Source organism: Streptomyces sp. 2-1 (assembly GCF_048564895.1).
GTDB classification, from domain to species: domain Bacteria; phylum Actinomycetota; class Actinomycetes; order Streptomycetales; family Streptomycetaceae; genus Streptomyces; species Streptomyces phaeochromogenes.
The window spans coordinates 5,080,247-5,094,736 of sequence record NZ_CP183383.1 but is presented as its reverse complement, the minus strand read 5'-3'; the positions used below and the strand labels follow the sequence as shown (position 1 = coordinate 5,094,736).

The 14,490-nt window shown below is 69.7% G+C and carries 14 protein-coding genes; 7 read left to right on the top strand and 7 right to left on the bottom strand.

Annotated elements, in window-relative coordinates; genetic code table 11:
• The first annotated feature begins 15 nt into the window (after nt 1-15).
• A complete protein-coding gene (locus tag ACN20J_RS22400) occupies nt 16-978 on the top strand; it encodes a DedA family protein (protein ID WP_419666617.1) in 963 nt (320 codons plus the stop codon).
• Nucleotides 979-1,053: 75 nt separating this feature from the next.
• Here the strand turns inward: ACN20J_RS22400 and ACN20J_RS22395 are convergent, their stop codons facing one another.
• Together ACN20J_RS22395 and ACN20J_RS22390 are read right to left on the bottom strand one after the other, a co-directional pair.
• Entirely contained in the window at nt 1,054-2,709 is a 1,656-nt protein-coding gene (locus ACN20J_RS22395) for a threonine/serine ThrE exporter family protein (RefSeq protein WP_246575427.1), read from the bottom strand.
• A 105-nt stretch (nt 2,710-2,814) separates the two neighbouring features.
• The gene (locus ACN20J_RS22390; RefSeq protein WP_033321679.1) at nt 2,815-3,306 is read right to left on the bottom strand and encodes an inorganic diphosphatase; all 492 of its coding nucleotides are present in this window, start codon (nt 3,304-3,306) and stop codon (nt 2,815-2,817) included.
• Between the two features lie 79 nt (nt 3,307-3,385).
• Between ACN20J_RS22390 and dacB the strand changes: the two genes are divergently transcribed.
• The 6 genes from dacB to folE all read left to right on the top strand — a co-directional run bounded on the left by dacB (nt 3,386) and on the right by folE (nt 11,189).
• Nucleotides 3,386-4,972: a D-alanyl-D-alanine carboxypeptidase/D-alanyl-D-alanine-endopeptidase gene (gene dacB, locus ACN20J_RS22385; RefSeq protein ID WP_419666616.1), complete on the top strand. Its 1,587-nt coding sequence runs from the start codon at nt 3,386-3,388 to the stop codon at nt 4,970-4,972.
• A gap of 184 nt (nt 4,973-5,156) precedes the next feature.
• Nucleotides 5,157-6,281, top strand: coding sequence for a zinc-dependent metalloprotease (locus tag ACN20J_RS22380; RefSeq protein ID WP_189843170.1), 1,125 nt, complete (start codon nt 5,157-5,159; stop codon nt 6,279-6,281).
• Between the two features lie 173 nt (nt 6,282-6,454).
• Entirely contained in the window at nt 6,455-7,516 is a 1,062-nt protein-coding gene (gene tilS, locus ACN20J_RS22375) for a tRNA lysidine(34) synthetase TilS (RefSeq protein ID WP_361893564.1), read from the top strand.
• 107 nt (nt 7,517-7,623) lie between these two features.
• Nucleotides 7,624-8,184, top strand: coding sequence for a hypoxanthine phosphoribosyltransferase (gene hpt, locus ACN20J_RS22370; protein WP_055610772.1), 561 nt, complete (start codon nt 7,624-7,626; stop codon nt 8,182-8,184).
• A gap of 212 nt (nt 8,185-8,396) precedes the next feature.
• Nucleotides 8,397-10,436 carry an ATP-dependent zinc metalloprotease FtsH gene (gene ftsH, locus ACN20J_RS22365; RefSeq protein ID WP_055610773.1) on the top strand — a complete coding sequence of 680 codons (2,040 nt, stop codon included), beginning with the start codon at nt 8,397-8,399 and terminating at the stop codon, nt 10,434-10,436.
• Between the two features lie 147 nt (nt 10,437-10,583).
• Nucleotides 10,584-11,189: a GTP cyclohydrolase I FolE gene (gene folE, locus ACN20J_RS22360; RefSeq protein ID WP_055610774.1), complete on the top strand. Its 606-nt coding sequence runs from the start codon at nt 10,584-10,586 to the stop codon at nt 11,187-11,189.
• Nucleotides 11,190-11,308: 119 nt separating this feature from the next.
• Here folE and ACN20J_RS22355 read toward each other — a convergent pair whose 3' ends face one another.
• The 5 genes from ACN20J_RS22355 to folP form a co-directional block, all read right to left on the bottom strand.
• Complete coding sequence (locus tag ACN20J_RS22355; RefSeq protein ID WP_189843168.1) at nt 11,309-11,794, bottom strand: DUF3180 domain-containing protein; 486 nt, start codon at nt 11,792-11,794, stop codon at nt 11,309-11,311.
• Nucleotides 11,795-11,840: 46 nt separating this feature from the next.
• Entirely contained in the window at nt 11,841-12,449 is a 609-nt protein-coding gene (folK, locus tag ACN20J_RS22350; RefSeq protein WP_361893568.1) for a 2-amino-4-hydroxy-6-hydroxymethyldihydropteridine diphosphokinase, read from the bottom strand.
• Nucleotides 12,446-12,805 carry a dihydroneopterin aldolase gene (gene folB, locus ACN20J_RS22345; RefSeq protein ID WP_190230633.1) on the bottom strand — a complete coding sequence of 120 codons (360 nt, stop codon included), beginning with the start codon at nt 12,803-12,805 and terminating at the stop codon, nt 12,446-12,448. The genes folK and folB overlap by 4 nt, the downstream gene beginning before the upstream one ends.
• 237 nt (nt 12,806-13,042) lie before the next feature.
• A complete protein-coding gene (locus ACN20J_RS22340; protein WP_189843166.1) occupies nt 13,043-13,546 on the bottom strand; it encodes a nuclear transport factor 2 family protein in 504 nt (167 codons plus the stop codon).
• Nucleotides 13,543-14,421, bottom strand: a complete 879-nt coding sequence (folP, locus tag ACN20J_RS22335; RefSeq protein WP_419666615.1) for a dihydropteroate synthase — start codon at nt 14,419-14,421, stop codon at nt 13,543-13,545. The genes ACN20J_RS22340 and folP overlap by 4 nt, the downstream gene beginning before the upstream one ends.
• Nucleotides 14,422-14,490: the final 69 nt, after the last annotated feature.

The following is a 14,490-nucleotide window of genomic DNA, read 5'->3' as shown; positions in this document are numbered from 1 at the left end:
CAGGAGTCCGGAATCGTGACGACGACGCTTGCCCTCGGCCCAAGCTGGTTGGATCCGGACTACCTTCTCGACTCGTTCGGCATCTGGGGCCTGCTCCTGATCGTCTTCGCCGAGTCCGGCCTGCTCATCGGCTTCTTTCTGCCGGGTGACTCCCTGCTGTTCACGGCGGGTCTGCTGATCACGTCGAACCAGCTGGACTTCCCGCTGTGGGCCGCCATCGTGCTGATCTGCATCGCCGCGATCGTCGGCGACCAGGTGGGCTACATGTTCGGCAAGAAGGTGGGGCCTTCGCTCTTCACCCGGCCGGACTCGCGCCTCTTCAAACAGGAGAACGTGTTCAAGGCCCACGAGTTCTTCGAGAAGTACGGCCCCAAGTCCCTGGTCCTGGCCCGCTTCGTGCCCATCGTTCGTACGTTCACGCCGATCATCGCCGGCGTCAGCGGCATGAAGTACCGCTCGTTCCTGATCTTCAACGTGGTCGGCGGCATCCTCTGGGGCGCGGGCGTCACACTGCTCGGCTCCTGGCTCGGCCAGATCGACTTCGTGAAGAAGAACATCGAGCCGATCCTGCTCCTGATCGTCTTCATCTCGGTGGTCCCGATCATCATCGAGTTCATGCGGGCCCGCAGTAAGTCCAAGAAGAACCCGCAGCAGCAGCCCCCGGCGGCCCACATGCCCCCGGCGCCCCACGTCATGGACGACCAGACGACCCAGCTCCGCCGCATCCCCCCGGCCCACCAGAACGGCCAGGACGACTACTACGGCAACGGCCACGACAACGGCCAGAACCAGCAGTACCAGCAGCAGCCCTACCCCCAGGACCAGGGCTACGGCGGCTACCCCCAGGGCCAGGACCAGTACGCCCAGCAGTACCCCCAGAACTACCCGCCCCAGAACCAGCAGCAGTACCCGCAGGACCCGTACCCCCAGGACCAGAACCAGGGCTACCCGTACGGCCAGAACTACCCACAGAACTGACTGACTGAGGCCACCTGAAACGCGCCCCTATAGGGGCGCGGGGAACTGCGCACCGAGCCACGTCCAACCCGCACCTCAGAACCCGCGGGTGCGCTTCGCAGCCCTCCGCGCCCCTGCGGAAGCACCAGGCAACCGCATGAACAACCGAGAGATCTCGGACCCCAGATTCACCCCGATGGCGATGGCCATCGCAAGGGCGGCCGCCTTGGTGAGCGACACCAGCCCCTCATCGACATCGTTCTGAGCGATCGCCAGCAGCCCGAAATACGTGGCCGACCCTGGCAACAGGGGCCCGATCGCCGCGGTGGTGTAGGGCAACGCCGAAGCGAACCGATACCGCGACAGCAGCTGCCCGAACAGCCCCACGAGCCCGGCCGCCGCGGCCGTGGAGGCGACGGGCGAGATCTCGCCCACGTAGTGCATGGCCCCGTACACGCTCCACGCCACGCCCCCGTTGAGCGTCACGATCAGCACGGTGGAACGTTCCTGCTGGAGCAGCACCGCGAAGCAGAGCGTCAGGAGCATCGACGCGGCGATCTGCCACCCCGGCCGGTTGGAGGACTGCAGGGCCGCGTCCGGATTGAGCTCGGCGCCCAGCTTCACACCGAAGTACAGGATCACGAGGACGCCGATGACGATGCCGACGTAGAAGTACATGACTTCCAGGAGCCGGGCCGCCGCGGTGATGTAGTAGCCGGTCAGCCCGTCCTGCACGCCCGCCACCAGCGCCCGTCCGGGCAGCAGCGCGAACAGCCCACCGGTGATCACCGCGGACGCCCGCACGTCGACGTGCGCGATCGTCAGAGCGGCACCCATCGCGGCGGCCGGCATCGCGGCCACCGTGAACTGGTAGAACTCCGGCAGCCCGCGCCCCGCGCACAGCCACGCCAGCCGGTCGCCGAGCATCGCGCCGATGGCGGCCGCGACGAACACGATCGCGTCACCGCCGACGAGCACGGAGGCCGCGCCCGCGAGGCCCCCGGTGGCCATGGTCAGCAGCCAGCCGCTGTACGGGTGCCGGTTGCGCCGGATCTCCGCGAGCCGCCGGTAGGACTCCTCCAGGGAGACCTCGGTCTGGTCGTCGCTGATGTCGTCGACGAGCTGGTAGACGGCCGCCAGACGCGTGTAGTCGGTGCCCCGGCGCCGCACGGTCCGCGACGCGGTCACCGGATCCTCGACCAGCGACGGCTGGTACGAGATGGACAGCAGCGTGAAGGTGACGCCCGGCTCGCAGCGGTCGAGGCCGTACGAGCGGCAGACGGCGAACATCGCCGCCTCCACGTCCTCGGCGCCCTCGCCGCCCGCGAGCAGCAACTCGCCGATACGCAGGGTCAGGTCGAGCACGCGCGGGACGGCCGGACCCTCGTCCTCCGTCTTCTGCACGGTCTCGGGGACGGGCCGCTCGGCGACCGGCATGCGCAGCATCGTGCGCATGCGGTCCTGCCAGGGGACGTCCTTGGTGAGATCGACGCGCGGTATGCCGGCGGGCGGGGTGAAGGCGGCAAGCGCGTGCTTCGCGCTGTACGTCCGCGGCGTGCTGAACGCCGACCCCTCCGAATCGGTGGCGGGCACCGCCGGGACGTCGAGCCCCTTGGGTAGCGCGAACTCCGACGTCGTCGAGGACTCCTCCTCGACCGGCGCGGCCTGCGCCACCACACCGGCGGGCGGGACGAACGCGCTCCTCGCCTCGTCCGACTGCGGCTTACGGTCTTCCGCCTCCGGCTCGGTCACCCACGACTCCTGAATCGCACATTCCAGTACGCCTCAGTATGCGCACTGACAGACAAAGGGGCCGCGCGACCCCGTGGGGGTCACGCGGCCCTCAGGCCACAGGGGTCAGTGACCGCCCGTCTCCTTGAACCGCTTGTAGGACCGCTCGATCTCGGCCTCGGCGTCCGTACGGCCCACCCAGTTGGCGCCCTCGACGGACTTGCCCGGCTCCAGGTCCTTGTAGACCTCGAAGAAGTGCTGGATCTCCAGACGGTCGAACTCCGACACGTGGTGGATGTCCCGCAGGTGCTCCACACGGGGGTCGTGCGCGGGCACGCACAGCAGCTTGTCGTCGCCGCCGGCCTCGTCCGTCATACGGAACATGCCGATCGTGCGGCACTGGATGAGGCAGCCGGGGAAGGTCGGCTCGTCCAGGATGACCAGCGCGTCCAGCGGGTCGCCGTCCTCGCCGAGGGTGTTCTCGACGAATCCGTAGTCGGCCGGGTAACTGGTCGAGGTGAAGAGGCGACGGTCCAGACGGATCCGACCGGTCTCGTGGTCCACCTCGTACTTGTTCCGTGAACCCTTCGGAATCTCGATCGTGACGTCGAACTCCACCGGTGGCTCCTCCATGATCAGCACATAGTTCTGGTGGTTAAGTGTCCCTCACGCAGGTGTGTGATCGCGAAAGGGGCTGGTGGTCGTGCCAGAGCTGAAGGCTTGGCGGGCCGCGAGACCGCATGTGGTGCGGGTCGCGCGGTCCGTGAGACCGCAACTCGTACGGGCCGTGGAAGCAGTGAAGCCACCGCTCGTCCGGGCCGCAGGAGCCGTGAAGCCGCTGGTCACGCAGCCGTCGACCGTGCAGTTCACGGCGGGCGCCGCCACCCTCGGACTCGTCGTGGCGGCCACCGTGGTCACTGCGGCCGGGCCCTGGGACTCCACCGGTCAGCGTACGGCGGAGCGTGACTGGGCCGCATCGCAGGGGCGCGCAGGTGGCGCAGATCACGGTCATGTGTCCGGTACGTCCGGAAAGGCGCCGGCGCCCGCCCCCAGCGCCGCGTCCGTGCTCACCGGACTCAGCGGCTCCGTCGGCGCCGGGCCGTCCCCCACGGAGAAGGCCCTGGCCGACGTCCTCGGCCCGCTCCTCGACAACGCCGCGCTCGGCACCGAACGTACGGCCGCAGTCGTCGACCTGGCCACCGGGAAGCGCCTGTACGGCAAGGGCGCGGGCGACGCGCTGAGCCCGGCGTCCACCACGAAGATCGCCACGGCCGTCGCGGCCCTCACCGCGGCGGGCGCCGACCACCGCATCGCGACCCGTACGGTCCTCGAACCCGACTCCGAGAAGGTCGTCCTCGTCGGCGGCGGCGACCCCACACTGACCGCCCGCAAGGACGCGGAGGGCAACGCGAGCCTGCGCACCCTCGCCGACGAGACCGCCCGCGCCCTGAAGGACCGCAAGACCGACGAGGTGACCCTCTCGTACGACACCTCGCTGTACGAGGGCCCCGACGTGCACCCGATCGGGCTCGACAACACCAACGTCGCCCGGGTGACCGCCCTGATGGCCGACGAGGGCCGTCTCGACGACACCTCCAGCGGCACCGCCAAGCGCACCGAGCAACCGGCTGCCGACGCGGCGAAGAAGTTCGCGGAGCTGCTGAAGGACCGCGGCATCAAGACCGCGGACCCCGTCCCCGCCGAGGCGACCGACCGCGCCAAGGCCCTCGCCACGGTGAAGTCCCCGCCCCTGTCCGCCCTGGTCGAACGCATGCTGACCAACAGCGACAACGACATCGCCGAGGCCCTGGCCCGCCAGACGGCAGTCGCCGCGGGCGAACCGGCGAGCTTCAAGGGCGGCGGCACCGCCATCCGCAAGCAGCTGAAGAAGCTCGGACTGCCTCTCAAGGGCGCGGAGTTCGCCGACGGCAGCGGCCTGGACCGCGCCGACAAGCTCACCGCGGACCTGCTCACCGCCCTGCTGGCCAAGGCCGCCGACCCGGCCCACCCCGAGCTCCGCCCCGCCCTCACGGGCCTTCCGGTGGCCGGTTTCACCGGCACCCTCAGCGGGCGCTACGCCGGCCAGCCCGGCACCGGCCTCGTACGCGCCAAGACGGGCACCCTGACCGGCGTACACACTCTGGCGGGCACGGTCGTGGACACGGACGGCCACCTCCTGGCCTTCGCCTTCCTGACCGCCTCCGACCCACCCACCGAGCCCACGGCCACCCAGAAGGGCCTGGACGCCCTGGCGTCGACGCTGGCCACGTGCGGCTGCAACTGAGCATGCCGAGGGCGCCCCGAAAGGGGCGCGGGGCCGTGTCGATATGCGGCTCCGCCGCGTGGGCGCGCCCAGCCGCAGTGGACCCGCACGTTTTCCACAAGGGGTACCCCTACGGTTTCCACAAGAGGCACCCCTGCGGTCCACTCCCTGCCCCAAGCGGCAGCGCTCACGTACGGTTGACTGCATGACGAGCATCGGTGGTGCGGAGATGGTCGACTGGAATCTCGCGGTGGCGACCGCGACCCGGCTCGTAAGGCCGGGCCCAGAAGTGAGCCGCGACGAGGCCAGGGCCGTCGTCGCGGAGCTGCGCCGGCACGCGAAGGCCTCGGAGGAGCACGTCCGCGGCTTCACGCGGATGGGCGGCGACGACCTCCACGACACTCCCATCCTCGTCGTCGACCGCCCGGGCTGGGTCCGGGCCAACGTCGCCGGGTTCCGGGAGCTGCTCAAACCGCTGCTCGACAAGATGCAGGAACGTCGCGGCAGCACCCCCGGCGGAGCCGTCCTGGGCGCCGTCGGCGGCAAGGTCACCGGCGTCGAGCTGGGCATGCTGCTGTCCTTCCTCTCCTCCCGGGTCCTCGGCCAGTACGAGACGTTCGCCCCGGCCACCCGAGAACTCCCGGCCGGTGAGAACGGCGGCGGACGCCTCCTCCTGGTGGCGCCGAACATCGTGCACGTGGAGCGCGAACTCGACGTACAGCCCCACGACTTCCGGCTCTGGGTCTGCCTCCACGAGGAGACCCACCGCACGCAGTTCACGGCCGTGCCCTGGCTGCGTGACCACCTCGAGGGCGAAATCCAGTCGTTCTTGGGAGAGACCGAGGTCGACCCCATGACGGTCCTGGAGCGCGTCCGTGAGGCCGCCCAGTCCCTCGCGGGCGGCCGGCCCGAGGGCGAGGAGGGCGACGACCAGCGCTCCATCGTCGAGATCGTGCAGACCCCGGCCCAGCGCGAGATCCTCGGCCGGCTGACCGCCGTGATGTCCCTCCTGGAGGGCCACGCCGACTTCGTGATGGACGGCGTCGGCCCCGCCGTCGTCCCGTCCGTCGCCGAGATCCGCGAGAAGTTCCAGCAGCGACGCGCCCGCGGCGCCTCCCGCCTGGACCTGGCCCTGCGCAAGCTCCTCGGCCTCGACGCCAAACTGCGCCAGTACCGCGACGGGGAGCGATTCGTACGCGCGGTCGTGGACGAGGTCGGCATGGACGGCTTCAACCGGGTGTGGACCTCACCGAACACGCTCCCCACCAAGTCGGAGATCGCCAAACCGGCGGACTGGGTCGCGCGGGTGCACCGTAAGGCAGAGTCGTGAATTGAATCCGGCCGACGGCAGGTGAACGCCCCTCCAATCACCCGTCCGAGGGACCGTGAGCGATGGGTAGGCGTGCAATGCTCGGGGAACGGCCCGGTTCTGTCACCATCTACACACTCTGAGTGACCGAATCTCGGGCTCACCCCCCGACAATTTCATGAAGGGAACCGGACATGGGTCCCCATCCTGCGGTCGCGGCGATACGCCTGGCGGTCCGCCGCGTGCTCCATGACGTCCTCACCGACCACACGCCCTCCCCAGACGCCACCTCCGCCACCTCCGCCTCCCCGGGCACCTCGCACGAGCAGCCGCCCCCGCCGCTCGTGCTCGTCGCGTGCTCCGGCGGCGCCGACTCCATGGCGCTCGCCTCCGCCCTCGCCTTCGAAGCCCCCAAACTCGGCATCCGCGCCGGCGGTGTCACCGTGGACCACGGTCTGCAGCCCGGCTCCGACCTGCGTGCCGCGGAGGTCGTGCTGCGCCTGAACGAACTCGGCCTGGCCCCGGTCGAGTCCGTGGCCGTCACCGTCGGCCGGGACGGCGGGCCCGAGGCCGCCGCCCGCGACGCCCGCTACGGCGCCCTGGACGCCGCCGCCGAGCGCCACGGCGCCGCCGCGGTCCTGCTCGGCCACACCCGCGACGACCAAGCCGAAACCGTCCTGCTCGGCCTGGCCCGCGGCTCCGGCATCCGTTCCCTGTCCGGAATGGCCGCCGTCTCCGGAGGGCCGGGAGCCGCCCGCCGCTACCGCCGCCCCTTCCTGCACCTCGACCGGCAGACCGCCCGCAAGGCCTGCATGGTCCAGTCCCTGCCCGTGTGGGACGACCCGCACAACGCGGATCCGGCGTACACCCGTTCCCGGCTGCGCCACGAGGGACTGCCCGCCCTGGAGAAGGCGCTCGGCAAGGGCGTCGTCGAGGCACTCGCCCGTACGGCCCAGTTGTCCCGTGACGACGCCGACGCGCTCGACGCGTGGGCGGGTCAGGCCGAGGCGTCCGTGCGCGACGCCACGGGCCTCCTGGAGTGCGCCAAGCTGTACGCCCTGCCGCCCGCCGTGCGCCGCCGCATCCTGCGCCGCGCCGCCATCGAGGCCGGGGCGCCCGCCGGTTCGCTGTTCGCCCGGCACATCGAAGAGGTCGACCGGCTGATCACCGGATGGCGCGGTCAGGGAGCCATCAACCTCCCGGGCAAAGTCGTCGCCCAGCGGCAGGGTGGCAGACTGGTGATTCGGCAAGGCTGAAAAAGGGTTCCCCTTCGGGGAGCGACCCGCCCCGGAGGGCAACCCCTTCGGGGAGCGGCTCCTCTTCGGGGAGGGCCGGGAAGCAGCCGGTGGGACGACCGAAAGTGATGCGGGTGGACGCGAAAGACCTGGGCACCGACCTCCAGTCGGTGCTCATCACCAAGGAAGAGATCGACGCGAAGCTGGGCGAGCTGGCTGCGAAGATCGACGCGGAGTACGCGGGCAAGGACCTGCTGATCGTCGGTGTCCTCAAGGGCGCCGTGATGGTCATGGCGGACCTGGCCCGGGCCCTGTCCACCCCCGTCACCATGGACTGGATGGCGGTGTCCTCGTACGGGGCGGGCACCCAGTCCTCCGGAGTGGTGCGGATCCTCAAGGACCTCGACACCGACATCAAGGGCAAGCACGTCCTGATCGTCGAGGACATCATCGACTCCGGGCTCACACTCTCCTGGCTCATCTCCAACCTCGGCTCCCGCGAGCCCGCGTCGCTCAAGGTGTGCACGCTGCTGCGCAAGCCGGAGGCCGCGAAGGTCGCGATCGACGTGGAGTGGGTCGGCTTCGACATTCCCAACGAGTTCGTCATCGGGTACGGCCTCGACTACGCGGAGAAGTACCGGAACCTGCCGTTCGTCGGTACGCTCGCGCCTCACGTCTACGGCGGTTGAGGCACCCTGGTGGGACGGCGTCCCACTGACAGGGGTCCAACCCCTGTAGGACGTCCGGGAACCCCAGCGGGTTTCGCGCCGTTGGAGCATGCGTAGACGGGTTTGTCAGCCGGACCGCGCAGCTTCGGGTGACAATGCTGAGGTACCGTCCGAAGAACAGTCTTATCAAACTCACTATGGCAGGAGGGACGGGGCGGCACCGCTCCGTATGGATGGACGTGAAGCGATACTTCCGTGGGCCGGTCATGTGGATCGTGCTGGCCGTCCTTGCCGTGGTCGTGTTGATGCAGGTCGTCGGCTCGTCCGGTGGCTACAAGACGGTGGACACAGGCCAGGTCGTCCAGGCGATCAATGACAACAAGGTCCAGCAGGCCAAGCTCACCACCGGCGACGAGCAGGTCATCAAGATCGAGCTCAAGGACGGTACAAAGGTCGAGGGCAGCTCGAAGATCCAGGCGAGCTACATCGGCGACCAGGGCGTAGCCCTGGCCACCACCCTCCAGGACAAGTACCAGAACAAGCAGATTCCGGACGGCTACACGGTCTCGCCGACCAAGCAGAACGCTTTCGTCGGCATCCTGCTGTCCCTGCTCCCCTTCGTCCTCATCGTCGTTGTCTTCCTGTTCCTGATGAATCAGATGCAGGGCGGCGGCTCCCGGGTCATGAACTTCGGGAAGTCCAAGGCGAAGCTCATCACCAAGGACACCCCGAAGACGACGTTCGCCGATGTGGCGGGCTCGGACGAGGCGGTCGAGGAGCTCCACGAGATCAAGGAGTTCCTCCAGGAGCCGGCGAAGTTCCAGGCCGTCGGCGCGAAGATCCCCAAGGGCGTGCTCCTGTACGGGCCTCCCGGTACGGGCAAGACGCTGCTCGCGCGTGCTGTCGCGGGTGAGGCGGGCGTCCCGTTCTACTCGATCTCCGGTTCCGACTTCGTCGAGATGTTCGTCGGTGTCGGTGCATCCCGAGTCCGTGACCTCTTCGAGCAGGCCAAGGCGAACGCCCCGGCGATCGTCTTCGTCGACGAGATCGACGCGGTCGGCCGCCATCGCGGCGCCGGCCTCGGCGGTGGTCACGACGAGCGCGAGCAGACGCTGAACCAGCTGCTCGTCGAGATGGACGGCTTCGACGTCAAGGGCGGTGTGATTCTCATCGCCGCCACGAACCGTCCGGACATCCTCGACCCGGCCCTCCTGCGCCCCGGCCGCTTCGACCGCCAGATCGCGGTCGACCGCCCGGACATGCAGGGCCGTCTGGAGATCCTCAAGGTCCACCAGAAGGGCAAGCCGGTCGCTCCGGACGTCGACCTGGGCGCGGTTGCCCGGCGTACGCCCGGCTTCACGGGCGCCGACCTGTCGAACGTGCTGAACGAAGCCGCGCTGCTCACCGCACGCAGCAACCTGAAGCTCATCGACAACAACATGCTCGACGAGGCGATCGACCGTGTGGTCGCGGGCCCGCAGAAGCGGACCCGGATCATGTCGGACAAGGAGAAGAAGATCACCGCGTACCACGAGGGCGGACACGCCCTGGTCGCGGCGGCGTCTCCGAACTCCGACCCGGTCCACAAGATCACGATCCTCTCCAGAGGCCGTGCTCTCGGCTACACGATGGTCCTGCCCGACGAGGACAAGTACTCCACGACCCGCAACGAGATGCTCGACCAGCTGGCATACATGCTGGGCGGGCGCGCGGCCGAGGAGCTCGTCTTCCACGACCCGACCACGGGTGCCGCGAACGACATCGAGAAGGCCACCGCCACGGCCCGCGCGATGGTCACGCAGTACGGCATGACCGAGCGTCTCGGCGCGATCAAGTTCGGCGGCGACAACACCGAGCCCTTCCTGGGCCGGGAGATGTCGCACCCGCGCGACTACTCGGAAGAGGTCGCCGCGCTCGTCGACGAAGAGGTCAAGAAGCTCATCGAGAACGCGCACAACGAGGCCTGGGAGATCCTGGTCGAGAACCGCGACGTGCTCGATGCGCTGGTCCTCCAGCTGCTGGAGAAGGAGACGCTGAGCAAGGAGCAGATCGCTGAGGTCTTCGCTCCCCTCATCAAGCGTCCGGCCCGCCCCGCGTGGACCGGTTCCTCCCGGCGCACGCCGTCCACCCGCCCGCCGGTGCTCTCCCCCAGGGAGCTGTCACTGACGAACGGGACGAACGGCGCCAGCCCCGCGATCACCGCGAGCACCAAGGCCTCCACCGAGGCGCTCCCGGTGACCGAGTCGGCCCCGGAGGACCGTTCCGAGAGCTGATCCAGGCTCGGGTGCGATACACCTCACCAGGTCCGGAACGAAATGCCGCGCCCCCCAGGTCTTAGCCTGGGGGGCGCGGCATCGTTGTATGCCCGAACATGAGACGCGTGATCCGTACGCGTCACAGGCTCAGGAACGAGGCACGAGATGACCGATCCCGTGACGCTGGACGGCGAGGGCACGATCGGCGAATTCGACGAGAAGCGCGCCGAGAACGCCGTACGAGAGCTGCTGATCGCGGTCGGTGAGGACCCGGACCGTGAGGGGCTGCGGGAGACGCCGGGGCGGGTGGCCCGGGCGTACAAGGAGATCTTCGCGGGGTTGTGGCAGACGCCCGAGGACGTTCTGACGACGACGTTCGATCTCGGCCACGACGAGATGATCCTGGTGAAGGACATCGAGGTGTTCTCGACCTGCGAGCACCATCTGGTGCCGTTCAGGGGCGTCGCCCACGTCGGGTACATCCCGAGCACGAACGGAAAGATCACGGGGCTGTCGAAGCTGGCGCGGCTCGTGGACGTCTACGCCCGGCGGCCACAGGTGCAGGAACGGCTCACCACGCAGATCGCCGAATCCCTGATGGAGATCCTGGAGCCGCGTGGCGTGATCGTGGTCGTCGAGTGCGAGCACATGTGCATGTCCATGCGGGGGATTCGCAAGCCGGGGGCCAAGACCATAACGTCGGCCGTTCGGGGGCAGCTGCGGGATGCCGCGACGCGTAATGAGGCCATGAGTCTGATCATGGCTCGCTGAGCGCGGGGGCCCTTCGCGGGGTGCGTTTTCCCTCGTGGGAGCGCTTCGAGGTGCGTGCGGGTTGGTTGTCGCTGGGTGCGCGGTTCCCCGCGCCCCTGGGACTACGGGGCTGCGCCCCGCTACGTCGCGCGGGCCGTGCCGCCGTTCGTGTCGTCGTCCTCCGGGAGTTTGCAGACGCGCTCCAGGAAGAAGGCGGCCGCTATGACGGCGATGCCGGCGAGGACCGAGAAGCCGGCGTAGATGGCCTGGTCCCGGCGGGCGGGGATGTCGAGGGACTCCAGGAGGAAGACGCCCGTGCCGCCGTACATACCGGCGACGAGGGCGGCCACGAGGGCGCTGGCCTGGCCGAAAACGACCGATCGGGCCGCCATCATGGGGTCGACGCCCTTCGCGTCCGGGCGGCGCTCGCGCTGGGCCTTGAGACGGGCCCGCAGGGAGAGCGCCGTGGCCAGGAGCACGACGGCGATCAGAGCGAGGACGATGGGGGCGGCCAGCGGGACCCGGGGGAGTGTCCCGACCGAGTTCCACAGGCGGGCACCCGCCCAGGACAGCAACCCGGCGACGATGAACACCGCGGCCAGCGTCCTGATGCGCAGCTCTTTCACATTGCCCCTTCGATCGACCCGCCTGTGTGCGTCTCGACCTTAACGACTACTCGGGCAGCTGGAGTTCCAGGTCGGCGCGGGGCGCGACACCTTCCCTGGGGACGTCGGCGAGGAGGTGCGCCACGGGGCCGCGGCCGGGGAGCTGGGCCTCGGGCTCCACGTCGTACCAGGGCGCCAGGACGAAGGCGCGCTCGTGGGCCCGGGGGTGCGGGAGGGTCAGCACCGGGTCGTCCGAGACCACGTCCGCGTACGCCACGATGTCCACGTCGATCGTGCGGGGCCCCCAGCGCTCGTCCCGGACGCGGTGGAAGGCCTCCTCGACCGCGTGGGCGCGCTCCAGGAGCGAGGAGGGCGGGAGGGTCGTCTTCAGCACGATCACCGCGTTGAAGTACGTCGGCTGGCTGCCCGGATCCACGCCCCACGGCTCCGTCTCGTACACCGGAGAGACCGCCTTGATGCGGACGCCCGGGGTGTCCTCCAGGGCGTCGATGGCGCCCTGGAGGGTCTCCAGACGGTTGCCGAGGTTCGAGCCGAGGGAGAGCACGGCGCGCCTGGGGTTCTGCAGGGTCGTGTCGGCGGCGTCCACACGCTCCACCACGGAGGCGGGCACCGGCTGTACGGTCGGGTCGCTGTGGCCCTCGGTGAACGCGGTCATACTCGGCTCCGGGTGATGGTGACGGTCACGTCGTCGAAGGGAACCGTGATCGGGGCGCCCGGCTTGTGGACGCACACCTCGACCTCCTGGACCCCCTCGTGCTTGAGGCACGTCTGCGCGATGCGCTCGGCGAGCGTCTCGATGAGGTTCACCGGCTCGCCCTCGACGACGGCCACGACCTCCTCCGCCACGATGCCGTAGTGCACGGTTTTCGTGAGGTCGTCGTCGGCCGCGGCGGGCCGGGTGTCCAGGCCCAGCGTGAGGTCCACGACGAAGGTCTGGCCCTCTTCGCGTTCCTCGGGAAAGACACCGTGGTGCCCACGGGCCCTGAGGCCGCGCAGCGCGACACGATCCACGCGAATCACTCCTGCAGTCGTCGGTAACGGCGGGCTCTCCCGAGTGCGGTCGGCAACACCAGCCTCATTCGAATCTACCTGCGAGCACTGACAGTGCTCGCCCGCAGGGGGCTCGCCCCGGGCGGGGGCGAGGAGGGTTCATCGAGTGTTCTCCTGGGGGAACGCGACGGCTAACGGGCTGGTAGCCGCGCATACCCCGGGCCTGGTGATCTCAACCTCTGCTTGGCCCTTACCCACTCAAGCGGGCGACTCGTCCTCTTCTTCCTCGCCGGATTCGGCCAGTACGGGTGAGGCGTGGTGGGACCAGAGTTTCCAGCCCTCGGGTGTGCGGCGGAACACATTCGTGGCGACGACGAGCTGGCCCACGAGCGGGCCGAGTTCGTCACTGTCCTCGGGCGCCGGGCCGCCGCTGAGGATGTTCTCCGTACAGGTCACCAGGGCGGTGTCGCCGGTGACCGAAACGTGCACGTCGGTCAGGAAGAACTGGATGTACTCGGTGTTCGCCATGATCAGCGCGTACGACCTCAGGACCTCGCCCCGGCCGTTGAGCACGGGCCAGCCGGGGTGGACGCAGGAGACCTCGCCGGCCTGGGCGGGGTCGTGGTACTCCTCGTCGTGGCCCAGGTCGGACGGGGTCAGCCAGATCGACGACAGCTCCTCGAAGTCGCCCCGCTCCATCGCCTCGTAGAAGGCGGTGTTGGCGAGTTCGACCTGCTCGACGTCCGTCTGGGGGGCGCTCACCGGTCTCCCTCTGCGGTCCGGGCGCCCTCCACGGCCCGGGCGACCCGGACGGCGTCGGCGGTGGCCCGTACCTCGTGGACGCGGACGGCCCACGCGCCCTGGTGGGCGGCGAGCGCGGAGACGGCCGCGGTGGCGGCGTCCCGCTCCCGGGCGGGCGGCGGGGCGCCCTCGGGGCCCGCCAGTACGCGGCCCAGGAACCGCTTGCGGGAGGCGGCCACCAGCACGGGGTGCCCGAGCTCCCTGAGACGGTCGAGGTGGGCGAGCAGGATCAGGTCGTGCTCGGCCTCCTTGGAGAAGCCGAGGCCCGGGTCGACGACTATGCGGTCCGCGGCGACACCGCCCGCCAGAACGGCCTCCACGCGTGTGTGGAGCTCGGCGACGACTTCGGAGACGACGTCCACGTACGACCCTCGTACGGTGCTGCCCTGGAGGAAGCCGCGCCAGTGCATGACCACGAAGGGGGCGCCCGCGGCGGCGACGGCCGGGATCATCGCCGGGTCGGCGAGGCCGCCGCTGACGTCGTTGACGAGGACGGCGCCCGCGGCGAGCGAGCGCTCGGCCACGGAGGCGCGCATCGTGTCGACCGAGACGGTGACCCCCTCCGAGGCGAGGCCCCGGACCACCGGGATGACGCGCTTGAGCTCCTCCGCCTCGTCGACGCGGGCGGCGCCGGGGCGGGTGGACTCGCCGCCCACGTCGACCAGGTCCGCGCCCTCCGCGACCAGGTCGAGGCCGTGCTTGACGGCGGCGGTCGTGTCGAACCAGTGGCCGCCGTCCGAGAAGGAATCGGGGGTCACGTTCACGACGCCCATGACCGCGCAGCGGTCCCACTCCGGGAGTCCCGCGACTTGGCTGCGCCCGCTCCTTTTGCTCATGACCTCAAGCCTAGGCCCCCGGAGGTGAGCGGTTGGTCGCCCTGACCGGGTGGGGGTGCTCCCGCAGGT